General features: G+C 68.2%; 24 protein-coding genes. 15 read left to right on the top strand and 9 right to left on the bottom strand.

Annotated elements, in window-relative coordinates; all coding sequences use genetic code 11:
• The first annotated feature begins 30 nt into the window (after positions 1–30).
• Entirely contained in the window at positions 31–609 is a 579-nt protein-coding gene (locus HWX62_RS20105; protein ID WP_175931202.1) for a hypothetical protein, read from the top strand.
• A 47-nt stretch (positions 610–656) separates the two neighbouring features.
• On the opposite strand, the gene HWX62_RS20110 is transcribed toward HWX62_RS20105, so the two are convergent.
• Positions 657–1,241, bottom strand: a complete 585-nt coding sequence (locus HWX62_RS20110; protein ID WP_175931203.1) for a TetR/AcrR family transcriptional regulator — start codon at positions 1,239–1,241, stop codon at positions 657–659.
• Positions 1,242–1,588: 347 nt separating this feature from the next.
• On the opposite strand from HWX62_RS20110, the gene HWX62_RS20115 reads away from it, so the two are divergent.
• Positions 1,589–2,293, top strand: coding sequence for an SDR family oxidoreductase (locus HWX62_RS20115; RefSeq protein ID WP_175931204.1), 705 nt, complete (start codon positions 1,589–1,591; stop codon positions 2,291–2,293).
• Positions 2,294–2,351: 58 nt separating this feature from the next.
• Here HWX62_RS20115 and fabV read toward each other — a convergent pair whose 3' ends face one another.
• On the bottom strand, positions 2,352–3,554 hold the full coding sequence (gene fabV, locus HWX62_RS20120; RefSeq protein WP_175931205.1) for an enoyl-ACP reductase FabV: 1,203 nt from the start codon (positions 3,552–3,554) through the stop codon (positions 2,352–2,354).
• 163 nt (positions 3,555–3,717) lie between these two features.
• Here fabV and HWX62_RS20125 point away from each other — a divergent pair, with 163 nt between their 5' ends.
• The 6 genes from HWX62_RS20125 to HWX62_RS20150 all read left to right on the top strand — a co-directional run bounded on the left by HWX62_RS20125 (position 3,718) and on the right by HWX62_RS20150 (position 9,279).
• Positions 3,718–4,251 carry a MarR family transcriptional regulator gene (locus tag HWX62_RS20125; RefSeq protein WP_011548968.1) on the top strand — a complete coding sequence of 178 codons (534 nt, stop codon included), beginning with the start codon at positions 3,718–3,720 and terminating at the stop codon, positions 4,249–4,251.
• 88 nt (positions 4,252–4,339) lie between these two features.
• A complete protein-coding gene (locus HWX62_RS20130; protein ID WP_175931206.1) occupies positions 4,340–5,662 on the top strand; it encodes an SDR family oxidoreductase in 1,323 nt (440 codons plus the stop codon).
• Entirely contained in the window at positions 5,659–6,129 is a 471-nt protein-coding gene (locus tag HWX62_RS20135) for a DUF2269 domain-containing protein (RefSeq protein WP_175931207.1), read from the top strand. The genes HWX62_RS20130 and HWX62_RS20135 overlap by 4 nt, the downstream gene beginning before the upstream one ends.
• Before the next feature lie 88 nt (positions 6,130–6,217).
• Positions 6,218–7,087: a DUF393 domain-containing protein gene (locus HWX62_RS20140; protein WP_175931208.1), complete on the top strand. Its 870-nt coding sequence runs from the start codon at positions 6,218–6,220 to the stop codon at positions 7,085–7,087.
• The gene (locus HWX62_RS20145) at positions 7,084–8,583 is read left to right on the top strand and encodes a TIGR01777 family oxidoreductase (RefSeq protein WP_175931209.1); all 1,500 of its coding nucleotides are present in this window, start codon (positions 7,084–7,086) and stop codon (positions 8,581–8,583) included. Before HWX62_RS20140 ends, HWX62_RS20145 begins: the two co-directional genes overlap by 4 nt.
• Before the next feature lie 72 nt (positions 8,584–8,655).
• Positions 8,656–9,279, top strand: coding sequence for a glutathione S-transferase (locus HWX62_RS20150; protein ID WP_175931210.1), 624 nt, complete (start codon positions 8,656–8,658; stop codon positions 9,277–9,279).
• A 78-nt stretch (positions 9,280–9,357) separates the two neighbouring features.
• Here HWX62_RS20150 and HWX62_RS20155 read toward each other — a convergent pair whose 3' ends face one another.
• Positions 9,358–10,779, bottom strand: a complete 1,422-nt coding sequence (locus HWX62_RS20155) for a serine hydrolase (RefSeq protein WP_175931211.1) — start codon at positions 10,777–10,779, stop codon at positions 9,358–9,360.
• A 243-nt stretch (positions 10,780–11,022) separates the two neighbouring features.
• Between HWX62_RS20155 and HWX62_RS20160 the strand changes: the two genes are divergently transcribed.
• The 5 genes from HWX62_RS20160 to HWX62_RS20180 all read left to right on the top strand — a co-directional run bounded on the left by HWX62_RS20160 (position 11,023) and on the right by HWX62_RS20180 (position 15,170).
• On the top strand, positions 11,023–11,442 hold the full coding sequence (locus tag HWX62_RS20160) for an HIT family protein (protein WP_175931212.1): 420 nt from the start codon (positions 11,023–11,025) through the stop codon (positions 11,440–11,442).
• A gap of 254 nt (positions 11,443–11,696) precedes the next feature.
• Positions 11,697–11,867 (top strand): hypothetical protein, encoded by a 171-nt coding sequence (locus HWX62_RS20165; RefSeq protein WP_175931213.1) that lies wholly within the window; start codon positions 11,697–11,699, stop codon positions 11,865–11,867.
• A gap of 155 nt (positions 11,868–12,022) precedes the next feature.
• Positions 12,023–12,682, top strand: a complete 660-nt coding sequence (locus HWX62_RS20170) for an isoprenylcysteine carboxylmethyltransferase family protein (protein ID WP_175931214.1) — start codon at positions 12,023–12,025, stop codon at positions 12,680–12,682.
• Positions 12,683–13,058: 376 nt separating this feature from the next.
• A complete protein-coding gene (locus HWX62_RS20175; protein ID WP_175931215.1) occupies positions 13,059–13,496 on the top strand; it encodes a hypothetical protein in 438 nt (145 codons plus the stop codon).
• A gap of 837 nt (positions 13,497–14,333) precedes the next feature.
• A complete protein-coding gene (locus HWX62_RS20180) occupies positions 14,334–15,170 on the top strand; it encodes a bifunctional allantoicase/(S)-ureidoglycine aminohydrolase (RefSeq protein WP_175931216.1) in 837 nt (278 codons plus the stop codon).
• Positions 15,171–15,393: 223 nt separating this feature from the next.
• Here the strand turns inward: HWX62_RS20180 and HWX62_RS20185 are convergent, their stop codons facing one another.
• Both HWX62_RS20185 and HWX62_RS20190 read right to left on the bottom strand, forming a co-directional pair.
• A complete protein-coding gene (locus HWX62_RS20185; protein WP_175931217.1) occupies positions 15,394–16,101 on the bottom strand; it encodes an Imm50 family immunity protein in 708 nt (235 codons plus the stop codon).
• Positions 16,102–17,560: 1,459 nt separating this feature from the next.
• Entirely contained in the window at positions 17,561–18,355 is a 795-nt protein-coding gene (locus tag HWX62_RS20190) for an aminoglycoside phosphotransferase family protein (RefSeq protein ID WP_175932184.1), read from the bottom strand.
• A 242-nt stretch (positions 18,356–18,597) separates the two neighbouring features.
• Between HWX62_RS20190 and HWX62_RS20195 the strand changes: the two genes are divergently transcribed.
• Together HWX62_RS20195 and HWX62_RS20200 are read left to right on the top strand one after the other, a co-directional pair.
• Entirely contained in the window at positions 18,598–20,733 is a 2,136-nt protein-coding gene (locus HWX62_RS20195; protein WP_175932183.1) for a PBP1A family penicillin-binding protein, read from the top strand.
• Between the two features lie 8 nt (positions 20,734–20,741).
• Positions 20,742–21,353 (top strand): trimeric intracellular cation channel family protein, encoded by a 612-nt coding sequence (locus tag HWX62_RS20200; RefSeq protein ID WP_175932182.1) that lies wholly within the window; start codon positions 20,742–20,744, stop codon positions 21,351–21,353.
• A gap of 46 nt (positions 21,354–21,399) precedes the next feature.
• Here the strand turns inward: HWX62_RS20200 and HWX62_RS20205 are convergent, their stop codons facing one another.
• The 4 genes from HWX62_RS20205 to HWX62_RS20220 are packed head-to-tail and all read right to left on the bottom strand — an operon-like array spanning position 21,400 to position 25,359.
• On the bottom strand, positions 21,400–22,230 hold the full coding sequence (locus tag HWX62_RS20205) for a heme ABC transporter ATP-binding protein (RefSeq protein WP_175932181.1): 831 nt from the start codon (positions 22,228–22,230) through the stop codon (positions 21,400–21,402).
• A 19-nt stretch (positions 22,231–22,249) separates the two neighbouring features.
• Entirely contained in the window at positions 22,250–23,338 is a 1,089-nt protein-coding gene (locus tag HWX62_RS20210; protein WP_175932180.1) for an iron ABC transporter permease, read from the bottom strand.
• A gap of 15 nt (positions 23,339–23,353) precedes the next feature.
• On the bottom strand, positions 23,354–24,223 hold the full coding sequence (locus HWX62_RS20215; RefSeq protein WP_244136075.1) for a helical backbone metal receptor: 870 nt from the start codon (positions 24,221–24,223) through the stop codon (positions 23,354–23,356).
• Positions 24,224–24,267: 44 nt separating this feature from the next.
• Complete coding sequence (locus HWX62_RS20220) at positions 24,268–25,359, bottom strand: ChuX/HutX family heme-like substrate-binding protein (RefSeq protein ID WP_175932178.1); 1,092 nt, start codon at positions 25,357–25,359, stop codon at positions 24,268–24,270.
• Between the last annotated feature and the right edge of the window lie 34 nt (positions 25,360–25,393).

The raw sequence follows: 25,393 nt of genomic DNA on the forward strand, positions 1-25,393 counted from the left end.
CCGACAACACGCCACGCAACCGCCGCCTCGATGAAACGCTCCCATGTCGCTTTTGCCCTCACGGGCCTGCTCGTCGCGCTGCCGATTGCCGCGTATGCGCTCGTCAAGCCGCTGCGCGTCGTCGCGCCCGCGCTGATTCCCGGCGTATCGTGCCCGAGCGCCGACATCTGCACGGACGATGCCGCGCAGCTCGGCGTTGCACGGCAGCTCTATCGCGACGGCTACGCGCGCGCGGCGGCGGCCGTCGGCGCGTTCCGCGCCGCACCGCGCGTCGTGTTCTGCTCGACGCGCACGTGCGCCGATGCATTCGGCCTCGGCACGCGCGCGGCGCTGACGCTCGGCGATTTCGGCGTGGTGATCGCGCCGCGCGGCTGGCAGACCTACTTCCTTGCGCACGAGCTGATCCATCACCGCCAGGCGGAAGTGCTCGGCAACGTGGCGGTCGTGACGAAGCCGCGCTGGCTGATCGAAGGGATGGCGTATGCACTCAGCGACGATCCGCGCCATCCGCTCGCGCAGCCGTTCGAAGCGTGGCGCGCGCAATTTGCCGCGTGGAATGCGGCGCGCGGCGCGCAGCCGCTGTGGGATGCCGCACGGGCGATCGAATAACGCGACGACGACGCGGGCGCCGCGTCGAAGGGCGCGCCGTTACGCCATCATGCCGATGCGACCGAATCGCCGCCCCGGCCGGTCAGCGCGTCGCGCCCCGCGTCGAGAATTTCGTCGGCCAGCGCGGGATCGCTGCCGGCAATCGCGCGGGACAGTACGAGCGTACCGACCATCTGGCTGACGATCGCAAGCGCATCGCGACGTGTCTGCTCCGACGTGACGCCGTCGGCCGCCACCAGCCGTTCGAGCCGATCGAGATAGGCCGCGAGCCCGTGCGCGTAGCATGCGCGCGCCGTATCGGTCAGCCGCGGCGCATCGCCCGCGAAGCCGGACAGCGGGCACCCGGCCTCGACGTTGTCGCGATGCGCGGGCGACAGATATGCGGCGACCTGCGCGTCGAGACTGCCGGCGCCTGGCGAATCCGCGCGGTCGTGCATCGCCTTCTCCATGACTTCGGCGACCAGCGCGTCTTTCGACTTGAAGTGGTTGTAGAAGCCGCCTTGCGTGAAGCCGGCCTCCTTCATCAGTTCCGTCAGCCCCACCGCGTCGACGCCGCGCACGCGGAACAGCCGTTCGGCGGCCGCGACGATCGCGCTTCGGTTCTCGGCAGCCTGCTGCCTGGACACGCCCATCGATCTCTCCCTGATTGTTGCCCATCGCGTCGATTGAAAAACACAATGGTGGTCACCATTGACATACTCGGTCGCCGCGAACACAATGCGGCGCAAAGACAATGGTGATCGACATTGACATCGAGTGTAGCCGACCTGGCAGACAACGCAAAGCCCGGGCGGAGGCAGGAATGGCAATCGGTCGACGTCTTTGACGTCGCGGGCAACGGGCAAGCGGCAATGGACGGCTTGCCGTCCGCTGCTCGCGGCGCAATGGCCCGGTACGCGATGGCCACCTCGTTTCCCACCGGATCCCATGCGCGCGGCAGGCCGGCGCGCAGGCGATTCATCATGCGAAAGGAACGATCATGAAGATCGAAGGTGCAGTCGTTTTCGTCACCGGCGCGAACCGCGGGCTTGGCCTCGAGTTCGCGAGGCAGGCGCTCGACCGGGGCGCGCGCAAGGTCTATGCGGGCGCGCGCGATCCGGCCACCGTGACGCTGCCGGGCGTCGTGCCCGTGAAGCTCGACGTGACCGATCCGGCGGCGGTCGCCGCGGCGGCCGACGCGGCGCGCGACGTCACGCTGCTGATCAACAATGCCGGCATCGCGCGGCTCGGCAGCCTGACGGACGACGGCGCGCCCGACGCGCTGCGCGAGCACTTCGACACCAACGTGTTCGGGATGCTGGCGATGTCGCGCGCGTTTGCGGGAACCCTCGCGGCCCACGGCGGCGGCGCGATCCTCAATATCCTGTCGGTCGCGAGCTGGGTGAACCGGCCGATCCTGTCGAGCTACGGCGTGTCGAAATCGGCCGCATGGGCGCTGACCAACGGGCTGCGCCATTCGCTGCGCGAGCAGCGTACGCAGGTCGTCGGGCTGCATGCCGGCTTCATCGATACCGACCTGACGGCCGGCCTCGACGTGCCGAAGGCCACGCCGGCCGACGTCGTGCGCCAGGCGTACGACGCCGTCGAAGCGGGGGCGGAGGAAGTGTCGACCGACGAGTTCACGCGGCAGGTGAAGGCCGCGCTGTCGTCGGGGGTCTATCTGGACGAGCCGGCGCCGCGTTGACGCCGCCGGTCGTGCGAACCCGTCGCCCGCGCCATGAGCGCGGCGGCGGGCCGCCTCGTCAGACCGTCGTGTCGATGATGCCGGGGATCTTCACGTCCGGGTTCACGTCCGCGTCGTAGTCGACGCCGGCGATCTCGAAGCCGAACAAACGCAGGAACTCGGTCTTGTAGCCCGCGAAGTCCGTCATCTCGTACAGGTTGTCGTTCGTGACCTTGTCCCACATCGCGACGACCTTGTCCTGCACCTGCGGATCCAGTTCCTTGTAGTCCGCGCGCAGGCGGCCTTCTTCGTCGACGTGCGGCGTCGGGCCGTACAGGCTGTCCTTCAGGAGCCCGTACACCTGCTCGATGCAGCCTTCGTGCGTGCCCTTCTCCTTCATCACCTTGAACAGCAGCGACAGGTAGAGCGGCATCATCGGGATCGCGGAGCTGGCCTGCGTGACGACGGCCTTCAGCACCGACACGCGCGCATCGCCGCCGTGCGCGGCGAGCTTGTCGCGGATCGACAGCACCTTCTTGTCGAGATCCTTCTTCGCTTCGCCGATCGAGCCGTTCCAGTAGATGTCGTGCGTGATCTGCTCGCCGAGATACGTGAACGCGGTGGTCTTCGCGCCGTCGGCCAGCACGCCGGCTTCGGCGAGCGCGTCGATCCACATCTGCCAGTCCTCGCCGCCCATCACCGCGACGGTGCCGTCGATCTCTTCCTGCGTCGCCGGTTCGAGCGCCACTTCGCGGATCACTTCCTTGTCGGTGTCGAGGCCGCGGAACGTGACCGACTTGCCGACCGGCTTGAGCGTCGAGCTGATTGTCTCGCCCGTCTTCGGGTGCGTGCGGCGCGGCGCCGCGAGGCTGTAGACGACCAGGTCGACCTTGCCGAGATCCTGCTTGATCGTGTCGATCGTGATCTGCTTGACCTTGTCGGAGAATGCGTCGCCGTTGATGCTGCGCGCATACAGCCCCTTTTCGGCGGCGAATTTCTCGAACGCGGCGCTGTTGTACCAGCCGGCCGTGCCCGGCTTCGTCTCGCTGCCGGCGCGCTCGAAGAACACGCCGAGCGTGTCCGCGCCCGAGCCGAATGCGGCCGAGATCCGGGCGGCGAGGCCGTAGCCGGTCGACGCGCCGATCACGAGCACCTTTTTCGGGCCATTGGCGATCGGGCCGTGCGAAGTCACGTAGTCGATCTGTTCCTTGACGTTGGCTTCGCAGCCGACGGGATGAGTCGTCACGCAGATGAAGCCACGCACGCGCGGTTTGATGATCATGGAAACCTCTGTCTATCGGAAAGGCGGGGACGGCCTGAAATCGGAAAAATCCCGCGCATTGTAAAGGAAGCGGCCGATCGCGGGCGGGCGCGGCCCGAAGCTGCCCGATCGCCCGGTTATTTCTCTCTTGACAGAAATAACTGAAATGAATAAATTTCCCGACATGGAACTCACACCGATCGCCGAACGATTCATTCTCCACTGGGGCGAAATGGGCTCGCGGTGGGGCGTCAACCGCACCGTCTCGCAGATTCACGCGCTGCTCTACTTGGCCGGCCGGCCGGTGGCGGCCGACGAAATCGCCGAGACGCTCAACGTCGCGCGCTCCAACGTCAGCACGAGCCTGAAGGAGCTGCAGGCGTGGCGGCTCGCGAAGGTCGTGCACGTGCTGGGCGATCGCCGCGACCACTTCGAGACGTCGACCGACATCTGGGAGCTGTTCAAGCTGATCGTCGAAGGGCGGCGGCAGCGCGAGATCGAGCCGACGCTCACGGTGCTGCGCGATTGCCTGACGAGCCCGGAGATCGCGAACGAGAGCCGCGAGACCGAACAGCGCATTCGCGACACGCTGCAGTTCGTCGAGACGCTCACGACCTGGTCGGACGAGATGCTGCGGCTCAAGCCCGATACGCTGATGAAGGCGCTCGGCATCGGCGCGAAGATCAGCCAGACGGTCAGGCGCAAGCCGTCGAAGTAAGCAGGAACGGGGGAGCGGGCAGGCAGCCCGCTTTTTTTGGGGTGTTTATTTCTGTCTGTACAGAAATAACTGTAAATTGAGGATGAAAATGAACGCAGTCTTGCCGTCGACCTGTCAGCCCGAGCGCGCCGGCGCACGCGGCATGACCGTGCTCGTCTGCGGCGCGAACGGCTTCATCGGGCGGGCGCTGTGCGCGCAGCTCGAAGCCGGCGGGCACCGCGTGCTGCGCGGCGTGCGTCATGCGGCCGGCCCGCGCGACGTCGCGATCGACTTCACGCAGGACATCGACCCGCAAGCGTGGCTGGCGCGGCTGAAGGGCGTCGACGTGGTGATCAATGCGGTCGGCATGCTGGCCGATCGACGCGGCGCGACGCTCGACACCGTGCATCGCGCCGCGCCGTGCGCGCTCTTTACCGCGTGCTGTCGTGCGGGCGTGCGGCGCGTGATCCAGATCTCGGCGCTCGGCGTCGAACGCGGCGACACACGGTACTTCGCGAGCAAGCGTGCGGCCGACCGTTTTCTGCAGACGCTGCCGATCGATTTCCGTATCGTGCGGCCCGCGCTCGTCTACGGAGCGGCCGGCACGTCAGCACGGTTTTTCCGGATGCTCGCGAGCCTGCCCGTGCAGGTGTTGCCGGCAGGCGGCCATCAGCGGCTGCGCCCCGTGCATGTCGACGATCTCGCCGAAGTCGTTGCGCGGCTCGTCATCCAGGCGGGCGATTTGCCGTCGGCGGCAACCCGCCGCGTGATCGACGTGGTCGGCCACGACGAAGTCGAATACCGCGAGATGCTGGCCGGCTATCGCGCGGCGCTCGGATTTCCGCCGGCCGCCTGCGTGACGCTGCCGGGCCCGCTGGTGGGCGCGGCGGCCGCGCTGCTCGGCGCATGGCCGGGGGTGATGCTGACGCGCGACACGTGGACGATGCTGCGCGGCGGCAACACCGGCGATCCGGCGGCCACCGCGGCCGTGCTGGGCCGGCCGCCGCGCGGTATCGGCGGCTTCATCGGCGCGGAAGCCGCCGCGCTGCGCCGCGACGCGCTCGCGATGTGGCGGCGCCCGTTGCTGCGGGGCGCGCTCGCGGTCGTGTGGATCTGGACGGCGATCGCCAGCGCATTCATCCATCCGCTGGAGGCGAGCCTCGCGCTGCTTGCGCCCGCGCACCTGACGGGGCTGCCCGCGCTGATCGCGCTGTACGCGGCCAGCGCGCTGGACTTCGCGTTCGGCATCGCGACCGTCGTCGCGCCGTCGCGGCGCCTGTGGGCCGCGCAAGCGGCGCTGATCGTCGCGTACTCGGCGGTCATCGCGGTCACGATGCCGGGCCTGCTCGCCGAACCGTTCGGCCCCGTGCTCAAGAACGTGCCGATTCTCGCGATCCTGTTGATCCTCTTTTCAGAAGAAGAACACGCATGAATACCTATCTCGTCATCAAGGCGCTGCACATCCTGTCGTCGGTGCTGCTGGTCGGCACGGGGTTCGGCACCGCGTTCTACCTGTTCTTCGCGAACCGCACGCGGTCGGTGCCCGCGATCGCGGCCGTGTCGCGGCTCGTGGTGCGCGCGGACTGGTGGTTCACGACACCGGCCGTGATCTTCCAGCCGGCGTCCGGGCTGTGGCTCGCGCACACGGCTGGCTGGCCGTGGCATACGCCGTGGCTGCTCGCGTCGATCGTGCTGTACGCGGTTGCCGGCGCGTGCTGGTTGCCGGTCGTGTGGCTGCAGCTCGAACTTGCGGCGATGGCGCGGCGCGCGCACGCGAACGGCGACGCCGCGTTGCCGGCGCGCTACTGGCGCTATGCGAAGCGCTGGGAACTGCTCGGTTATCCGGCGTTCTTCGCGATGCTGATCGTGTATTTCCTGATGGTGGTCAAGCCGATGTAGGTCCGACGCCGTCGCGCGGGAGCGGCGGCATACGCGGGAAAGCAGTCGATCGATTCATGACGCTTGCGAAAAAAAAGGAGTGCAGAGCATGAACGCGAGTGAGCTGGTTCTCTACTTCGACGGGCGATGTCCGTTATGCGTCGCGGAAATCCGGCGTCTCGGCGAGCGCGACGCGCGGCACCGGCTGGCGTTCGTCGACATCGCCGAGCCGGGTTTCGACCCGACGCCGCTGGGCGTCGACCTGCCCGCGCTGAATCGCGAACTGCATGCGCGCCTGCCCGACGGACGCATGCTGACCGGCATCGACGGCATCGCGGCCGCCCATGCGTTGATTGGGCGTCGCTGGTTCGCGCGGCTGCTTCGCTCGCCGGCGATGCGTGCCGTGTCCGCGCCGCTGTATCGCCGCCTCGCACGCAACCGGTATGCGGTATCGCGCTGGCTCGGATATCGCACGGAAGCCGGTTGCGAAGGCGGCGCGTGCAGCATCGGCAGGAGCGCCGAAAACGCGGCGGCGAATCGGCCGCCGCGCGACAGCGCACGCCGCATCGTCGTGCGCTGTATGTACGCAGCCGCGATCGCGCACCTGCTCGTCGGTGTGGTGATGCCGTGGATTGCCGGCGCATCCTGGCTCGATGCCTATCACCGGAGCATCGAATCGCATTTCTGGACTGGAGCGGCGCCCGAAGCCGCGCGCGCCCAGCAGGTCTGGTGGGTGTCGCTGCTCGGCGCGACGGTGCAGTGCGCCGCGGTATGGATGCTCGCGCTCGTCCATCTCGGCAACCGGTTGCGGAACCGGGAAGTGTGGGGCTGGCTGCTGGCCGGCCTGTCGATCTGGGCGCCGCAGGACATGCTGTTGTCGTGGCAGGCGCAGGTGTGGGGGCACGTGGCGATCGACGTCGTTGCACTTGTCGCGATGGTGCCGCCGCTGGTCTGGCTGTGGAGGAGGGATACCGCATGAACACGTTGCCGGCTTTCGACTGGGCGCTCGACCTGCTGATCGTGCAGGGCGCGATGGGCGCATTCGATACGCTTTACCACCACGAACTCACGCAGGATCTGCCGCACAGCCCGCGCGCGCGGCTCGAACTGGCGATTCATGCGGTGCGGTCCGTGCTGTACGGCCTCGTGTTCGCGTCGATCGCGAACGTCGCGTTTCACGGCGCGTGGGTCGCGGCGCTTGCGGCGGTCGTGCTCGTCGAAGTAGGGCTGACGTTGTGGGATTTCGTCGTCGAGGACCAAAGCCGCAAGCTGCCGGCGACCGAGCGTGTGCTGCATACGCTGCTGGCCGTCAACGGCGGCGCGCTGTTCGGGATGATCGCAATGCAGCTCGCCGTGTGGGCGCACGAACCGACCGCACTGCACGCGCTCGACCTCGGCTGGCGCGGCCGGCTGCTCAGCCTGTTTGCCGTCGGCGTGACGGTGTCGGGCGTGCGCGACGGGATCGCCGCGTGCCGTATCGCGCGACGCACGCCGGCCGCCAACCCGTTCGCGGGACAGCCGCCGGGCAACGTGCTCGTCACCGGCGGGACCGGCTTCATCGGCGAAACGCTCGTCAACCAGTTGCTCGATGCAGGCCATACGGTCACGCTGCTGGCGCGCGATCCGCTGCGCGCGGCCTACCTGTTTCAAGGCCGCGTGCGCAGCGTGACGTCCGCTGAACAGTTGCAGCCGCACGAGCGCTTCGACACGGTCGTCAATCTCGCCGGTGCGCCGGTGCTGGGCGCCCGCTGGAGCAAGCGCCGGCAGGCGCTGCTGCTCGCCAGCCGCGTCGGCGTCACGCAGGCACTGATCCGCTGGGTCGAGACCGCCGAGGTCAAGCCGCGCACGTGGATCCAGGCGTCGGCGATCGGCTACTACGGCGTGCGGTCAGGCGACGAACGGCTCGACGAGCGTAGCCGCGCGGGCACCGGCTTCATGTCGGCGCTGTGCCGGCAGTGGGAAGCGGCCGCACAGCCGCTCGAACGCCACGGCGTGCGCACGGTGGTGTTGCGGCTGGGCATCGTGTTCGGCCCGGGCGGTGCGTTGCGCCCGATGCTGCTGCCGCACTACTTCGGGCTCGGCGGCCGATTCGGCGACGGCGCGCAGGTGATGAGCTGGATCCACCGCGACGACGTGCTGCGGATCGTCGCACGCGCGATGTCGCATGCCGGCATGCGGGGCGTCTACAACGCGGTCGCTCCGATGCCGCTGACCCAGCGCGCGTTCGTGCAGGTCGTGACGAAGGTGCTGCGCCGCCCCGCGTTGCTGCACGTGCCGGCCGCGCCGCTGCGCATCGCGATGGGCGAGATGGCCGAGCTGCTGCTGGACGGGCAGCGCGTGATGCCGGCACGGCTGCATCAGGACGGGTTCACGTTCCGCTTTCCGACGGCCGAGCACGCGCTGCGTGACCTGACGAATCGGCCGCACGCCGATTTCGCGCCCGCCGCCTGCCGTTTCCCGCGAGGTCGTGTATAAATTCGACGTGAACGCGTTCGGAGCGTGCCGTGCGCGCCGAACGCGCCGCACCCGACCTCACAAGGAGACTGCATGCTGCACGTCCTCGGCAAGATTCCGTCCATCAACGTCCGCAAGGTGCTGTGGCTGTGCACCGAACTGAACCTGCCGTTCGAACAGGAAGACTGGGGCGCGGGTTTCCGCACGACCCATGATCCGGCGTATCTCGCGCTGAATCCGAACGCGCTCGTGCCCGTCATCAAGGATGACGACTTCGTGCTCTGGGAATCGAACACGATCATCCGCTATCTCGCGAACCGCTACGGCGGCGATGCGCTGTATCCGGCCGAGCCGCAGGCGCGTGCGCGGGTCGACCAGTGGATCGACTGGCAGGGCTCGGACCTGAATCGCTCGTGGGTCGGCGCATTCCTCGGCCTCGTGCGCAAATCGCCCGACCATCAGGATCCGGACGGCATCGCGCAGTCGATCGCCGGCTGGACGAAGCACATGCACGTGTTGAATGCGCAGCTCGAAAAGACCGGCGCATATGTGGCCGGCAACACCTTCACGCTCGCGGATATCCCGATCGGCCTGTCGGTGAACCGCTGGTTCGGCACGCCGTTCGAGCATCCGGAGCTGCCGGCGGTGTCGCGCTATATCGAACGTCTCGCCACGCGTGAAGGGTTCAAGCAGTACGGAGGCAGCGCGAATCCGTAATGCCGCGCGGATCGCGCGTGAAGCGGCGGCATCGGCACGGCCGCCGCCGTAGCGCGTGCGGCGGGCAAGCGCCCGCCGTCACGCACCGGGCACCGGCACCGCATCGAGCACGCGCGCGAGAAACGCCTCGTGATTCCACGCGGCTTCCGGCCGCGACAGCCCGAGCCGCACGACCACCAGTTGACGGCTCGGTACCACGCTCACGAACTGGCCTTCATGGCCGACCGCATGAAACGCGTCGGCCGGCAACGTGTGCGCGTGCGGATCCGGATCGTTGAACGGCTCCGGCACCTTGACCCACAGCTGCGCGCCGAATGCCTGCCGCGACGATTGCGGTGTCGCGCGCGTCAGATAACGCACCCAGCCTTCCGGCAGCAGCCGCTGTCCGTTCCACACGCCGGCCTGCAGCAGAAACTGCCCGAAGCGTGCCCAGTCGCGTGCGCTCGCGTACATGTACGACGCGCTGACGAGCGTGCCCGACGCATCGGGCTCGAACACCGCGCTGCGCATCCCGAGCGGCGCGAACAGCGCGCGACGGGGGAGTGCGAGGTAGTCGCCGTCGCTGCCGCCCAGCGCTTCTCGCATCACGCGTGCGACGATCGCGCTCGTGCCGCTCGAGTACGACCACCGTGCGCCGGGTGTCGCGACAAGCGGCTTCGCCGACGCGAACCGCGCGGTATCGGGCTGCGTGAACAGCATCACCGCGACGTCGGACAGCGGATCGTCGTAGTCCTCGTTGAATTGCAGGCCGCTCGTCATCCGCAGCAGCTCGTCGAGCGTGATGGCCGCGCGCGGATCGCCGCTGCCGCGCCATTCGGGCAGCAGCGCCGCGGTGTCCGGCGACAGCTTGTGCTGCGCGACCAGCGTGCCGACCAGCGCGGCCGTGACGGTCTTCGTCATCGACCAGCCGGGCAGCGGCGTGTCGGCCGTGAAGCCGGGCGCATAGCGTTCGGCGATCACCTGGCCGCGCCACATCACGACGACCGCGCGCGTGCGGCGCGGCCGCGCCGGATCGGGTTCGTCGAACGCGCGGTCGAGTGCGGTCTGCAGTCTGTGCGCGTCGACGCCGGCGGGTGGCGTGGCCGGCGCGGGCGGATCGGGTTGCGCGGGAGGCGGATCGGGCAGGGGCGGCAACGCGGCGGGCAGGGTGGCCGCCGCCGCACCGGTCGCGGATCCGAGCGCGAGCGTGCAGCCGAGCCCGGGCCGGAAGTCGGCTTCGCGTTCGGCGAAGCCGGCGAAGGTCGCCACCGCGCGATGATGGTCGGGATCGAGCGACGGCCGCACCAGTTTCAGCAGCGGATGGACGCCGGCCATGATGTCGACGTCGATCACGGACGCGGCCGGGCGGCCCGATACGAACACGCCCGAACACAGCGCCTTGGCCGCATAGCCGGTCGCGATCGGCGCGAGCCGGGACAGCATGTAGCCCGTGTAGCCGATCGCGGCGACGAGCGCGAGCGCGACACCGCGCAGCATCAGCTTCTTGAGAGGGATCGTCATGCGCGAAGCGTCCTCGGTGGCGTGCCGGCCGGCAACGATCCGGCAGTGTCGCAGGTTCGGGCGATGCGTTGCAATCGCTGCCGCGTGACGCATGCTGACGGCCGCATGCGTTTGCGCCGCAGCGCGCCCGGCAGGTCGGCCGGCGTCGCGCGTCGGGCGAGTTGATATCGGGCCGGCCATCGGCCGATAATCGTCCGGCATCGCCCTCCCAATCCCTCTATCCAACCGAGACCGGAAAACGCCATGTCCTACGACGACAACAACCCGTTCGCGAAAATCCTGCGCGGCGAACTGCCGTGCGTGAAGGTCGCCGAAGACGACGCGACGCTCGCGATCATGGATCTGATGCCGCAGGCCGACGGTCACGTGCTCGTGATCCCGAAGGAGCCGGCCGCGCAGATCTTCGAGCTGTCCGGCGATGCGGCCGCGGCCGGCATCCGCATGACGCAGCGCGTCGCGGCGGCGGTGCGCGCGGCGCTCGAGCCGGACGGCGTGTTCATCGGCCAGTTCAACGGCGCGGCGGCCGGCCAGACCGTCCCGCACGTGCACTTCCACGTGATTCCGCGGTGGGAAGGTACGGAACTGCGGATGCATGCGCGGGATGTCGCCGATGCGGCAACGCTCGAAGCGCTCGCGCAGCGCATTCGTGCCCGCTTCGTGTAACAGCGCGACTCACTCTCGGCGCAGCGATTGCCCACCGGCCGGCCGCTGCGCGGCCCGAGCCTGTTTCAGCGGTCACGCGAGGTAACACGTGTAACCGCCCGGGAAACTCGGCCGGCCAGGCCCGGCGCTAGACTCCGCGCATTGTTTCATCGAGCGACGGGAAGGGCGGATCGCCTCTTCGTGCCGGCCGCCCGCTGGTGCGGCGGCGCGGCCCTCGCGAGGTGCCATTCGTCTTTCGCGCCGGGAACCGAGCCATGTCCAGACTTCTCATCACGCTTGCCCTGATCGGCGGCCTGTCCGGCTGCTACGTCGCGCCGCCGTACGGCTACGCGCCCGCGCCGGCCTACTACGGCTACGGCTATGCGCCCGCGTATTACGCGCCGCCCGTCACCGTCGGCATCGGCGGGCACTTCCGCATCCGCTGACCCGTTGCAGCGCGCCGGCCTCGGCCGTACGGGCCGGTCGGCCGCGTTCGGCCCGGTGACGCGCGCGCGTCTGCGCGCCGCATGACGGCGGCGCCCGGCACCCGGTGTGCGCGGTTCCTATACTTCACAGGAAAGCGCATCCCCGCGAGGCCGTCATGGCAGTCACCCCGAAGGTCATCGTTCTGTCGAGCCTGTCCACGCTCGTCTATCTCGGGCTCGCCGTGCTCGGCAGCGGCGGGTTCGCTGCATTCTTCTCGCATCCGCAGTTGACCGTCGTCGCGATCGCGACACTCGCGATGGCCGTCGTCGCATTGTTCACCGAAGGCAACATGAGCAGCGGCGAGCGCGAGAGTCGCGACAACCGCTGGGTGCTCGCGGCGTTCGCGGTGAGCGGTTTCCTGCTCGCGTACCTGTCCGCGCTGACCGATCGGCTCGACGTCTGGACCTTCGGCGGCGAGACGGTCCGCTGGATCGGCGTCGTGCTGTACCTCGTGGGCGGCGTGCTGCGCATCTGGCCCGTGTTCGTGCTCGGCAAGCGCTTCAGCGGGCTCGTCGCGATCCAGCCGGGCCATACGCTCGTGACCGGCGGCATCTACAGCCGTATCCGCAATCCGAGCTATCTCGGCCTGCTCGTCAATTCGCTCGGCTGGGCGCTGGCGTTCCGCTCCGGTGTGGGCGTGCTGCTGGTCGCGCTGACGCTCGTGCCGCTCGTCGCGCGAATCCGCTCGGAGGAAGCCTTGCTGCGTTCGCAGTTCGGCGCCGAATACGACGCGTACTGCGCGCGGACGTGGCGATTGCTGCCCGGTGTGTACTGACCCCGTCACCTTTTTCCAGACCGCCGTTCGGTGCCCGTTCGCGCTATGTGCGGATGTGTTGCCACGTGTGTCTCGAACGCGCGGATCGTCCGCATCGCGGCTCTGCCGGAAGGCGGGCCGGGCCCTCGGTGGAGCCAATGCCGGCAAGGGTTTCAGCCGGATCCGGCAGGCAAATTCGACGTCTGTTATTCGTAAACAACTTGTTACCAGAATGTCCACGGCAAGGACGCGGGACCGGTGCTATTCTTCGCCGCAAGCTCATTGAAATGAATTGGTCCGCGGTTCGGCACAATGCCCGGCTCGACGTCGATCGATTCAGATCGCCGTACCGAGCGGACCTCGATAACCAGAATTGCGAACAAGGAAGAATACGGGAATGTGGAAGAAAATCGCCCCCGCTCTCGTCGTCGCCGCGTTGACCGGCGCGACTGCACTGCCGGCAATGGCCGGTGACTTGAACAACGCGCTCGGCGGCGCGCTCGGCGGGGTGGCCGGCGCAGCGGTCGGCGGTGCGGTCGGCGGCAGCACGGGCTCCGTCATCGGCGGCGCGATCGGCGGCGGCGCCGGCGGCGCGGTGACGTCGAACCGTCGCGAGCGCACCGGCGCGATCATCGGCGGCGCCCTCGGCGGCGGCGCGGGTACCGCGGCCGGCAACGCGATGGGCGGCCGCACGGGCGGCCTGCTGGGCGCGGCGGTCGGCGGCGGCGCCGGCGCCGCGCTTGGCGGCAACATGTCGCGCAACTCGTACGATCGCGATTACGGCGACCGCGGCCACCGTCACCGCAAGCATCGCCACCACCGCGACTGGGACTGATCGCCGCTGGCGCGGCACGGTGCGCGACGCGCGCACCGGCGCGCCGACGGCGTCGACATCCCGACGCGAGTCTCTGCCCGGCACGCTGCCGGGCCGCTTCGCCGGCCGGGCCGGCGATTCTCTTCCGGCTTCATCAGCCGATGCCATGGGCCCGATCGACGGGTCGGCAATCCTCCCCCCGCTGCTTCTCCGCTTTTCGACGACATCGCCTGCCGCGCCCGAGTGTGCCCGGACAGGGTCGGCGAATGCCATCTGCTTTCGTCGAAACGTCGACGCTTTCCAGTCTGACCGGACTGTCTCGTGCGACCTTGACGCAGCGATCCCCTGCCGCGTGCGTATCGACCTCTTCCGCTCGACCCGCGTAACGCGAGGCATCGAGACCCGCGCGTGTATCCCCCGCGTTGCCGTGCGCCGACGCATCGCGCGAACATTGCAGCCGTCAGGATTTCCCTGATAGTCAGCGTGCCGCGCACCGGCCCCGGACCGCGCGCCACCGGTGCCGGTGGGCAGTGGGAAATCGAATGGATGCCATCGCAACATTTAATTGGTCGATCGCGATCGACTTCGCTATCGTCGGCGATGCTCGCGTACGGAGCCGAACCGTACCGCCGCCGCGCGTCGCTGCCTGATCGCGAGCGCCGCGGCCCGGCCGCCGGCCCGCCGCGTCCGCTGCACCGGACGGGCCCGACGCGAAGCCTGGCCGACCGACCGAAGGCGCATGCGCTTTCAAGCCACCCCGGTAACGATGTCCCGCCGTCGCACGCGTGCCCCACGCGCATGCGAACCGCCCGATGCCGTTTGCGCCGGGGCCGGACCAACCCATTGCCTGGATGCAATATGTCTAAGACAACGTATTACGCGCCGCATGGCGGCCACCCGCCGCAGACGGACCTGCTGACCGATCGCGCGATGTTCACCGAGGCGTACGCGGTGATCCCGAAGGGGGTGATGCGCGACATCGTCACGAGCTGGCTGCCGTTCTGGACCCACACGCGCCTGTGGGTGATCGCCCGCCCGCTGTCGGGTTTCGCGGAAACCTTCTCGCAGTACATCGTCGAAGTGAATCCGGGCGGCGGCAGCGACAAGCCCGAGCAGGACAAGCACGCCGAAGCCGTGCTGTTCGTCGTCGAAGGTGAAGCCGAGCTGACGCTGCAAGGCAAGAAGCACACGTTGAAGCCGGGCGGCTATGCGTTCATTCCGCCGGGCGCGGACTGGACGCTGCACAACGTCAGCGATGCCGCCGTGCGTTTCCACTGGATCCGCAAGCACTACCAGGCCGTCGACGGCATTCCGCTGCCGGAAGCGTTCGTGACGAACGAGCAGGACGTCGAGCCGATCCCGATGCCGGGCACCAACGGCGCATGGGTGACGACGCGCTTCGTCGACATGAGCGACATGCGTCACGACATGCACGTGAACATCGTGACGTTCGAGCCGGGCGGCGTGATTCCGTTCGCCGAAACGCACGTGATGGAGCACGGCCTGTACGTGCTGGAAGGCAAGGCCGTCTATCGGCTGAACCAGGACTGGGTCGAGGTGGAAGCGGGCGACTTCATGTGGCTGCGCGCGTTCTGCCCGCAGGCTTGCTATTCGGGCGGGCCTGGGCGGTTCCGTTATCTGCTTTACAAGGACGTGAACCGGCACATGAACCTGACGCTGAACCCGGCGCGCTGAAGCGCGGCGCAAGTCGGACATGAAAGCCCGCCGGTGTTTGCCGGCGGGTTTTTTTTGGTTCTGCGGGGCGTCGAATGTCGGGTGCCGACCCGAAGCAGACAATCGCGTCGTCACGATACGGTCATTGGCTGCGCGTCAGTCCGGGGCACAGCGAGAGAATTTGTCTCGGTCTGGATGGGTAGGCGCGCGTCCGCTCATTCTTAACCCAGTCAGCCGTGAGGCATTAAATGCTTTCATTCGCGGACGAACACGGTTCGACACGTGTCACGGTTGCAGCACGGCAGTAGAGCAGAAGGGAGAAGCCAGTCGACGGATACAGGTCGATCTGGGTGAGGCCATCATCGCAGCGAGAAAACCGGAGGTCATAAATCCACGACGGGTAAGAAACGTTTTCAGTTGTGAACTCGCTTCCCTCTACATCCTCGAGAAGGAACGTAATCCTACAAGGCACCTGTTGTCCGTTCCATGCCGGATTATCCTGTCCGCTGTGACGGATCGTGAGTTCCATATCAGTACGCCATGCTCCGTTCGAGTTGACCCGACGCAGCGTCACAGCAAGCACCTCGGCATCGTGAAACTGAGGCCAGTAGCCAAAGATACTTCGTATCAACCAGGCATATTTGACCGCGCTCTCGTCCGTTTCCTTGCGGTTCCTGTATCGGTCTGATTCCCACGATTCCGGCAAACCCTCTACCATCTCCTCCAGCTTCTTTATCAGGTATCGTTCTGCCTCTTCAGGCGAGCCGCGGAAATCGAGCGCGCTCGCGGCGCTACCGATGCGACCGTCACTCAGCTCCTGCACGATCTCGTAACCGTATATGAACGTACCGTCGTCACGCTGATTGATGTGGTAGCCAATGTCATAGGGCAAGCGGCGTTCGTTCTGCCGAACGTACCTGAACGTCTTGGCGTAGTTTGACTGAAGCTGCATTTTTTGACTCTCTCGCTATTGTCAACCGCCTGGTCCTTCGTTGATTGTCGACGCTTTTTGTGCCGATGTCGAATGACAGAAACTGGCCGAAATGAAGCGGACACCACCTTACGAACCTCGGACGTCGACGCGAGGCAAAAAATCCGCGCCTTCCGAAAAAACGCTCCGAAGCCACATTTCCCTGGGTAACCATCGCACAGCATTCGGAATGATCGAGCGCCGATAATGTAGCCAGTGCGGCATCAAGCAACGTTCCGGCTGTGCCTGACTTTTGATTGGCGGGAACTGTGGCTACGACAGCTATTACCGGGCATCCATAAGGCTGATAGTCGCATACAAGGCAAGCCGACTGGAGACCGTCCGTCTGCTCAACTATCCACGATGCGTCGGAGATCCATTCTCCATACCGTCCACCAAGGATCGCCTTTGCCTTTAACACATACTGAGTTTCGGTCTGCCCGGCATCGTCGATCGTTCCATGAAAGGCCGCGAAGAAAAGCTGCCCGAGCGCCGGTACGTCACCAGGCTGTACGTGGCGGACACTGGCCGACAACGCAACAGGCGGATGGCGGCAGTCGGACAGCGTACGCTTCCAAAGTTGCGCGCTACGCTCGCGGGTCGAGCCTGGCATCACGGGGCCCTTTACATGAGAAGGTTACTTTGACGACTCGCAGATTGTCGACGATGTAGACGCCGTCGTCGACTGTCTCTTCATGGCCGACAGCAGTCATTCGAATGCGACACCATGTGCACCCAATTCCATCGACTATTCCGCCGAGCTAGAGCCGCAAGGGACTCCTCGTAACCGGAGCTTTCGGCAAATCGTGTCCAGCCGAGCGTCGTTGTCTCTGGAGCCGACAAAATAGCGCTCGTTCTGCAGTGCGTCCAATCCAGACTGGAACGCGAACACTGGAGAGTCTTCGTTTCTCACCGACCCCTCAAGGTAGTAACTGTATTTGCCCTCCCGGTCCTCGAGCGAATAGACACACTCGAGGCTATTTAGCCAATCGCCAAAAGCCAGACAGACGCGATGAAGTTCGGGGTACCTTCTTCGAAGCCCGCTCGTCAGAAAGTGCACTTCGCCTACCGTCCATAGCGATGCGTGAGTGGTACGAGGAGGCACAACCGTTACTATCGGAGATGCCAGAGCATCGACCGTCTTACCGTCTTCCTCATAGTTCAGCGGCCCCAAGTGCGCGAAATACAAGACGATTTGCCGCTCGCCCACCACTTCACAAGGCGGCTCTTTTAGCTGACGAAACCAGGCCAACACAACCTCACTTTGGGCTGGGTCTGAAAGAAAGCGATAAGACGTTCCCATGAGCGAATACCAAAGAAGGGGCCGTTGATGATACTCGTTGTAAAACCGACCGAGTGGCGGCTTTTGGCCGAAAGGTGCCGATCGCCCCCGCACTCCCCGGCAACTCCGGATGAATCTGTTTGATCGGCATGCGTATCGCTACAGCCCGAGCGCCCCCGCCGCAAGCATCGCAACCTCCAGCCGCGTATCCGCCGGCAGCTCGTCTTCCATCAACCACACGGCCGACAGCCCAGCCCACGCGAGTATCCACTGCAGCAATCGCCGTCGATCGAGCTGTGCGGCATCGGCCACGACCGCGACGCGCCGCTCGAAGCGCACGGGATCGACCGCGATGTCGTGTGCGGGATTGCAGAACAGGTTCGCGTAGTCGAAGGTGCGTTCGCCGCGCAGCCCTTTCGGGTCGATCGCGCGCCAGCCTCGATCGCCGAAATGAAGGATGTTGCCGTGATGGATGTCGCCGTGCAGCACCACTTCGGCGACCGAAGGGCCGCCCAACAACTGACGGGCGATCGTTGCCGAGCGGCGCAGCGTGTCGTTGTCAGCGTCGTTCGACAGCAGTGCGTAGAACCAGTCGTGCAGCGGCACGACCGGTGGCAGCCGCGGCGCACGATGCGCATGCAGCCGCGCGACGACGTCGCAGGCGATGCGCATCGTGTCGTCGTCGTGGCCCGCCGCCGACAACGCGGCGAGCGTGGGCGCCGGCTGCGCGCGATCGAGCAGGATCGCGTCGCCGTCGTGCTGCCACACCTGCGCGGCGCCTTGCCCGTTCCACCAGGCCATCACCGCATTGCCGCGCCGCTCTTCGTCGCATGTGGCGACTTTCAGCATCGCAGGTCGCGCGTGCCAGACGACCGGCAACAGGCCGCCGCTCGCGGTCAGGATTGGGCCGCCGTCAGGAACGAGGCCCCACAGGTCGAGGTATCGATCGAACATCCGAAGATGGTACAAGCGAACCGGCTCGCGTGCCCGGCGCGCCCGGCCGCGACGACACGCCGCAGATCCTCGTACGTGGCGCGAGCAGCCCCCGAAGCGATTTCCTAAATAAAATTTAGCCAACCAAACTTTGGCTAAAGAATGTTCCGGTTTCGCGCCATCCCTTCGACAATGCGCGCCTTTCGTGACCGATCGGTGCCTGTCGCGCGCCGGCCGTCGCGGCACTGAAGAAGGAGCCCGACATGACCGACCCTACCGCCAACCCGCCGCCGCCCGCGCCGCCATCCGCCCCGCCGCGTCGCCGCCGCGTCTGGCGCACGCTCGCGGGCGCGCTGCTCGGCCTGACGCTCGCGTGCGCCGGCATCGGCGCCTGGACGATCGATCGCATCTGGACGCAGTTGCCGTCCGTCGAACATCTGGCCGTCTATCGTCCCGCGCTGCCGCTGCGGATCTTTTCGCGCGACGGCGACCTGCTGGCCGAATACGGCGTCGAGCGGCGCGAGTTCGTACCGCTCGAACGCATCCCGCCGCTGATGCGGCACGCGCTGCTCGCGGCCGAGGATGCGAAGTTCTACGAGCACGGCCCGGTCGATATCGGCGGCCTCGCGCGCGCGACGTTCGCGAACGTGGTGACGGGGCAGCCGGGGCAGGGCGGCAGCACGATCACGATGCAGGTCGCGCGCAACTTCTACCTGACGCGCGACAAGGTGCTGAGCCGCAAGCTCGCCGAGATCCTGATGGCGGCCAAGCTCGAACGCGCATACAGCAAGGACAAGCTGCTCGAGCTGTACATGAACGAGATCTATCTGGGCGAGCGCGCGTACGGCTTCGCGGCCGCCGCGCACGTGTACTTCGGCAAGCCGCTCGACGCGCTGAACGCGGGCGAGGCGGCCGTGCTCGCCGGGCTGCCGAAGGCGCCGTCCGCGTTCAACCCGGTCGTCAACCCGGCGCGCGCGACCGCGCGGCGCAACTACGTGCTCGGCCGGATGCATGCGCTCGGCCAGCTCGACGACGCGACGTTTCGCGCGGCTGTTGACGCGCCGATCGCACTGGCGACCACGCCGCCGCCCGGCATCGTCGCGGCGCCGTACGTCGCGGAGCGGGCGCGCCGGATGATGGTCGAGCGGTTTCATGACGACGCGTACACGCTCGGCCTCGACGTGGCGACGACGATCTCGATGCGCGACCAGCGCGCGGCCGAAGCCGCGCTGGAACGCACGCTGAGCCGCCAGTCGCGCGCGAAGCGCGACACGCGCAACGGGCTCGAAGGCGCGCTCGTGTCGCTCGATGCGGCCACCGGCGACATGCTCGCGCTGGTCGGCGGCGCGGATTTCAATCGCAACGTGTTCGATCATGCGCTGCAGGCGTATCGCCAGCCGGGGTCGAGCTTCAAGCCGTTCGTCTATTCGGCGGCGCTGGAGAAGGGCTACTTTCCCGGCGTGCTCGTCGACGATACGCAGCGCACGCTCACGCACGCGGAAACCGGCGCGCGGCCGTGGCGTCCGCGCAATTTCGGCAATCGCTACGAAGGCTTCATCCCGGTGCGGCGCGGGCTCGTGCGCTCGAAGAACCTGGTCGCGGTCAGCCTGATGCAGGCCACCGACGCGCGCTACGTGCAGCAGCACGCGGTGCGTTTCGGCTTCGACGCGCAGCGCAACCCGGCGTCGCTGCCGCTCGCGCTCGGCGCGGGCGCCGTGACGCCGCTGGAGCTCGCGAGCGCCTACGGCGTGTTCGCGAACGGCGGCACGCGGATGGAGCCGCGCCTGATCCTGTCGGTGAAGCAGCGTCACGGCGGCGCGATGTACGAGGCGACCGTGCCGGCGGGCGAGCGGGTCGTGTCGGCGCGCAATGCGTTCGTGATGGACAGCATGCTGCGCGACGTCGTGCGGGCCGGCACCGCGCGCGGCGCGCTCGCGCTGCGGCGTGACGATGCGGCGGGCAAGACGGGCACGTCGAACGGGTCGAAGGACGTGTGGTTCGCCGGCTATTCGTCGGGCGTCGTCGCGGTCGCGTGGCTCGGCTACGACACGCCGCGGTCGATGGGGCGCGCGACCGGCGCGACGCTGGCGCTGCCGGTCTGGCTCGACTACATGAAAACGGCCGTCGACGGGCGCACGCCGGTCGATGCGGCGCCGCCGCAGGACGTCGCGCTCGTCGACGGCGATTTCGTCTACGCCGAATACACGCGCGGCGCGTGCACGGCCGACGTGCCGGCGTATATCCGCAGCCGTTTCGCATGCGGCGGCGCGGCGGCCCTCGATGCGCCGGATGCGCCCGGTGCGCCGGCCGACCGCGGCAAGCGCGACGAACCGATGCCCGCCGCCGTCGATGCGGCCGAGCGCGAACGCGTGCTCGACCTGTTCCGTACCGACGACTGACGCGCGCGATGCATACGCTCTATCTGATTGCGATCGTCGCGGAAGCGATGTCGGGGGCGCTGATGGGCATGCGCCGCGGGATGGACCGCTTCGGGCTCGCGCTCGTTGGCGCGGTGACGGCACTCGGCGGCGGCACCGTGCGCGACGTGCTGCTCGGCCACTATCCGCTCGGCTGGATCGCGCACCCCGAATACCTGGTGATCACGCTCGTCGCGGCGACCGTCGCGTCGTGGGTGGCACGGCATGTCGCGCGGATGAAGGCGCTGTTCGTCACCGCCGATGCGATCGGCCTCGCGGCGTTCACGATCATCGGTTGCGACATCGGTGCGTCGACCGGCACGGCGCCGATCATCGTCGTGCTGGCCGGCGCGATCACGGGCGTGTGCGGCGGGATGCTGCGCGACTTGTTGTGCAACGAGATGCCGTTGATCCTGCGCGAGGAACTGTATGCGAGCGTCGCGTTCGTCACGGGCGCGCTGTATGTCGGGATGCAGCATCTCGGTATCGACGCGGGATTCGCGACGCTCGTTGCGCTGGCGGCCGGTTTCTCGATGCGGATGCTCGCCGTGCGGCTCGGCTGGAAGATGCGGACCTTCGGCGCGGCGGACGTCGAGCATTGAGCGCCCGCATTCAGTCAGGCTGCATCAACTGAAAGACGTGCCCGCGTTACGCAGGCACCATCACCGGCGGCGTCCCGTCGCCGGTGTCCACCATCTTCACCGCGAATCCATAGCAGCGCGCGACATGGGCGGGCGTCATTACGTCGCGCGGTGCGCCATGCGCGACGATCGTGCCGTCGGCGAGCATGGCGATCGTATCCGCATGCCGTGCGGCGAGATTCGGATCGTGGACGATCGCGAGCACGCCGAGCCGCCATTCGCGCGCGACGGCGCGCACGGTATCGAGCAGCCGGTGCTGGTGCGCGAGATCGAGCGCGGCGGTCGGCTCGTCGAGCAGCAGGTAACGCGGGTCGGTCTCCATCGTGTCGTGGTCCGGCCAAAGCTGCGCGAGGACACGGGCGAACTGCACGCGCGCGAGCTCGCCGCCCGACAACGTCGTGACGTCGCGGCCGACGAGCGCGTCGGCGCCCGCGCGTTCGAGCGCGCGCCATGCGATGTCGCGATCGCGGTGCGCAATGACGTGGCGGGCTCCGCTGCGCCGCGCATGCGGATAGCGGCCGAGCAACACGATTTCGTCGACGCTGAACGGGAAGGCCGGTTGCGCGGCCTGCGGCAGCACCGCGCGCAGGCATGCGAGCCGCGGCGCGTCGATGCACGCAAGCGGTTCGCCGTTCAGCGTGACGTCGCCCGTCACGCGCACGCCGTTCGGTGCGACGCTGCCGGTCAGCTCGCCGGCGAAGGTTTTCAGCAGCGTGCTCTTGCCGGCGCCGTTGCGGCCGAGCAGCGCGGTCACGCGGCCGGGTTCGATCGACAGCGACAGGTCATGCAGGATCGTGTGATGCCGGCGGGCGACGTCGAGGTGGTGGGCGGTCAGCATGGTCATCGTGAAGAAGGGATCACCCGCCGAGCGCGCCGCGATTCTTCCACAGCAGCGCGAGGAAGAACGGCGCGCCGAGCAGCGCGGTCAGCACACCGAGCGGAATGTCGGCGGGCGCGGCGAGCGTGCGCGCGGCAAGATCGGCCGAGAGCGTCAGCAAGGCGCCGAGCAACGCGGCGCCGGGCAGCACGACGCGCTGGTCGGGGCCGCACGCGAGCCGCACGCAATGCGGCGCGACGAGCCCGATGAAACCGATGATGCCCGCGCACGACACGAGCGCGCCGACCGCGAGCGCGACCGCGACGAGCACGCGCCGCTTCAGTCGCTGCACGGGCACGCCGAGATGCAGCGCTTCGGTTTCGCCGAGCTGCAGCGCGTTCAGCGCGTCGCGTTCGCGCGCGAGCAGCGCGCAGCCGATCGCGACGCACGGCGCGACGGCCGCCAGCGTCGACCATTGCGCGCCGCCGAGACTGCCGAGGCTCCAGAACGTCAGCGAACGCAGTTGCGCGTCGTCGGCGACGAACGTGAGCAGTCCGATCGCCGCGCCGACCAGTGCATTGATCGCGATGCCGGCGAGCAACAGCAGCGGTAGCGCGAGCCGGCCGCGCGACGCGGCCAGCCGGTAGACGAGCGCCGCGACCGCGAGGCCGCCGGCGAACGCGGCTGCCGGCAGCGCGGCCGCGCTCGCGTGCGCAGCGAAGAGCGCGGGGCCGAGCACGATCAGCGTGGTCGCGCCGAGCGCGGCGCCGCTCGACACGCCGACGAGCCCCGGATCGGCGAGCGGGTTGCGGAACAGCGCCTGCATCGCGGCGCCGGCCGCGCCGAAGCCGCCGCCGACCAGCAGCGCGAGCCCGACGCGCGGCGCACGGATGTCGAGCAGCACCGCGCGCGCCTGCCGCGCGGCGGCGTCGCCGCTCAACGCGGCCCAGGCTTCCGCCAGCGGAATGCGGTACGCGCCGACGCACAGCGCGACGACGGACATCGCAACCACCAGAACGGCGAGCGCGGCCAGGACGAACGGCGCGAAGCGGCGCGACGTGCCGAGGCGCGCGGCGCCGGCGCGCGAGGCGGGCGACGGCGCATTGAAGGGCGAAGCATGAGCGGGCATCGAGTCGGTCCGGAATCAGGCGAGCGCATCGGACAGGCGTCGATGCAGGGTCGTGACGGCGAGCGGCAGGCGTGGGCCGAAGCCGAGCAGGAGCAGCGCGTCGAGCGACACGACGCGCCGCGCGCGGCCGGCCGGCGTCGCGCCGAAACCGGGCGTCGCGAGCAGCGCGGCTTGACCGCCGACGGCCGCGAGCCCTTCGTCGGAAATCAGCACGACGTCGGGTGCGGCCGCCGCGAGCGCCTCGGTCGTCAGCGGCTTGTAGTGATCGAAGCCCTGCATCGCGTTGCGCGCGCCCGCGTAGCGGATCATCGCGTCGGCGGCCGTGCGCTGGCCGGCGACGAGCGCCTGGGCGCCGGTATGGTTCAGCACGAACAGCACGCGCGGCGGCTGCGCGCCGCCGGGCACGCGTGCGGCGACCGCGTCGCGCGCGGCCTGCCAGTCGCGATCGAAACGCTGCAGCAGCGCGGCGCCTGCATCGCGCACGTCGAGCGCCCGCGCGACGCCGGTAATCTTCGCGCGCACCGATTCGACGTCGTGGCGCTCGTCGAACGTCGTCACCGCGACGCCGGCGCCTTTCACCTGCGCGATCGCCGTCGGCGGGCCGGCTTCCGCCGAGGCCAGCACGAGATCGGGCCGCAGCGACAGCAGCCCTTCGGCCGACAGCGCGCGCTGGTAGCCAACCTTCGGCAGGCGCTTCGCGGCGTCGGGATACGTGCAGGTCGTGTCGGCGCCGACGAGCCGGTAACGCGGCGTCTCGGCACCGCCGAGCGCGAATGCGGTTTCGGCGAGCGCGCCGCCGATCACGATCACGCGCTTCGGGCCGGCCGGCGCGACCTGGGCGAGCACGCTACCGGGTAGCGCACCCGCGAGCGCACCGGCCGCCACGCCGGCCAGCAGCGTCCGGCGGCGCGGATCGAACGGCCGCGCGCTCACCGCGCGGCCCCGCGTGCGGCCGCCGGCAGCGTCGCGACGAGCGAGCGCCAGTCGTCGCGCTCGACCTTGCCGGGCTTGCGCTCGCCGAACAGTAGCGCGACGTGGTCGCCCTGCCGGTCGAACAGCTCGAGCGACGTGACGATGCCGTCGCTCGTCGGCTTCTTCACGACCCATGCGGCGGCGATCAGGTCTTCGCGCACATGCAGGTTGAAGCCCGGATCGAGGACGTTGATCCACGCGCCGACCTCGCGCACGTTCGCGACGGGGCCCGTATGGATCTGGATCATCCCCGCGTTGCCGACGAACACCATGATCGGCTGGCCGCTTTTCGCGGCCCGTTCGAGCACGTGGCGCAACGCATGCGCGGTTTCGACCGGATATGCGTAGTGCGGATCGGCGAGGCGCAGCGCCTGCATGCGGCTCACGCCGAAGCGCTGCGTGATGCCGAAGAACTGGTGCGTGTCGGTCATCGCGTCCCACGCGGCGCGAAAGCCCGCGATGTCGATCTCGGTATCGGCGCGCTCGGGCGTTTTGGGCGAAGCGGGCGCGACCTCGAGGCCCGGCTCCTGCGACGGCGCGCGCCAGCGTCCGACGAACGCGTCGTACGCGGCGTGATCGCTGTGCGCGCGCAGGTAGACCTTGTGGATCGCATGGCCTTGCGCGTCGAAGAACTGCAGGCTTTTCAGCGGACCGTGCGCGGTCTCGTCGCGTACCGCGAACGCCGATGCCCAGTGACGATAGAAGATGCGCAGGTCGATGTCGCCGAGCGCGAGGCCGACGGGGCCGTCATGGCTCATCTGCGCATATTCGCCATCTTTCTCGTGGACCGCCGTGTCGTTGCGCGTGAGCGCCATCACGCGGCCGAGGCGCGGCATTTCCTCGAACATCGCCGGAAAGCGCGCGTCGAGCCGCACGACGTGCTCGCCGACGAACGCGGCGAGCGCCTCGCCTTCGCTGACGCCGAGCGCTTGCGCGACGTCGCGGTTGCGCAACTGGCGCTCGGTCTTGAGCTTGATGAACGCGTCGCGCAGCGCGGCGGCCGCGCGGGCCGGCGTGACCGATTGGCCGGGAAGGGCGGATTGCATCATGTCGGACTCCTTCGAGTAACGGTTGGGGCGGACG

The organism is Burkholderia sp. BCC0506 (assembly GCF_902833145.1).
Lineage (GTDB): Bacteria > Pseudomonadota > Gammaproteobacteria > Burkholderiales > Burkholderiaceae > Burkholderia.

Excerpts from the sequence above, each read along its gene's own strand:
- HWX62_RS20140 (WP_175931208.1), top strand. The coding sequence starts at position 6,218 with ATGAACGCGAGTGAGCTGGTTCTCTACTTCGACGGGCGATGTCCGTTA.
- HWX62_RS20190 (WP_175932184.1), bottom strand. The coding sequence starts at position 18,355 with ATGTTCGATCGATACCTCGACCTGTGGGGCCTCGTTCCTGACGGCGGC.
- HWX62_RS20195 (WP_175932183.1), top strand. The coding sequence starts at position 18,598 with ATGACCGACCCTACCGCCAACCCGCCGCCGCCCGCGCCGCCATCCGCC.
- HWX62_RS20145 (WP_175931209.1), top strand. The coding sequence starts at position 7,084 with ATGAACACGTTGCCGGCTTTCGACTGGGCGCTCGACCTGCTGATCGTG.
- HWX62_RS20125 (WP_011548968.1), top strand. The coding sequence starts at position 3,718 with ATGGAACTCACACCGATCGCCGAACGATTCATTCTCCACTGGGGCGAA.
- HWX62_RS20155 (WP_175931211.1), bottom strand. The coding sequence starts at position 10,779 with ATGACGATCCCTCTCAAGAAGCTGATGCTGCGCGGTGTCGCGCTCGCG.
- HWX62_RS20165 (WP_175931213.1), top strand. The coding sequence starts at position 11,697 with ATGTCCAGACTTCTCATCACGCTTGCCCTGATCGGCGGCCTGTCCGGC.
- HWX62_RS20220 (WP_175932178.1), bottom strand. The coding sequence starts at position 25,359 with ATGATGCAATCCGCCCTTCCCGGCCAATCGGTCACGCCGGCCCGCGCG.
- HWX62_RS20115 (WP_175931204.1), top strand. The coding sequence starts at position 1,589 with ATGAAGATCGAAGGTGCAGTCGTTTTCGTCACCGGCGCGAACCGCGGG.
- HWX62_RS20110 (WP_175931203.1), bottom strand. The coding sequence starts at position 1,241 with ATGGGCGTGTCCAGGCAGCAGGCTGCCGAGAACCGAAGCGCGATCGTC.
- HWX62_RS20135 (WP_175931207.1), top strand. The coding sequence starts at position 5,659 with ATGAATACCTATCTCGTCATCAAGGCGCTGCACATCCTGTCGTCGGTG.
- HWX62_RS20205 (WP_175932181.1), bottom strand. The coding sequence starts at position 22,230 with ATGCTGACCGCCCACCACCTCGACGTCGCCCGCCGGCATCACACGATC.
- HWX62_RS20210 (WP_175932180.1), bottom strand. The coding sequence starts at position 23,338 with ATGCCCGCTCATGCTTCGCCCTTCAATGCGCCGTCGCCCGCCTCGCGC.
- HWX62_RS20180 (WP_175931216.1), top strand. The coding sequence starts at position 14,334 with ATGTCTAAGACAACGTATTACGCGCCGCATGGCGGCCACCCGCCGCAG.
- HWX62_RS20170 (WP_175931214.1), top strand. The coding sequence starts at position 12,023 with ATGGCAGTCACCCCGAAGGTCATCGTTCTGTCGAGCCTGTCCACGCTC.
- HWX62_RS20150 (WP_175931210.1), top strand. The coding sequence starts at position 8,656 with ATGCTGCACGTCCTCGGCAAGATTCCGTCCATCAACGTCCGCAAGGTG.
- HWX62_RS20160 (WP_175931212.1), top strand. The coding sequence starts at position 11,023 with ATGTCCTACGACGACAACAACCCGTTCGCGAAAATCCTGCGCGGCGAA.
- HWX62_RS20130 (WP_175931206.1), top strand. The coding sequence starts at position 4,340 with ATGAACGCAGTCTTGCCGTCGACCTGTCAGCCCGAGCGCGCCGGCGCA.
- HWX62_RS20175 (WP_175931215.1), top strand. The coding sequence starts at position 13,059 with ATGTGGAAGAAAATCGCCCCCGCTCTCGTCGTCGCCGCGTTGACCGGC.
- HWX62_RS20105 (WP_175931202.1), top strand. The coding sequence starts at position 31 with ATGAAACGCTCCCATGTCGCTTTTGCCCTCACGGGCCTGCTCGTCGCG.
- HWX62_RS20185 (WP_175931217.1), bottom strand. The coding sequence starts at position 16,101 with ATGCAGCTTCAGTCAAACTACGCCAAGACGTTCAGGTACGTTCGGCAG.
- HWX62_RS20200 (WP_175932182.1), top strand. The coding sequence starts at position 20,742 with ATGCATACGCTCTATCTGATTGCGATCGTCGCGGAAGCGATGTCGGGG.
- fabV (WP_175931205.1), bottom strand. The coding sequence starts at position 3,554 with ATGATCATCAAACCGCGCGTGCGTGGCTTCATCTGCGTGACGACTCAT.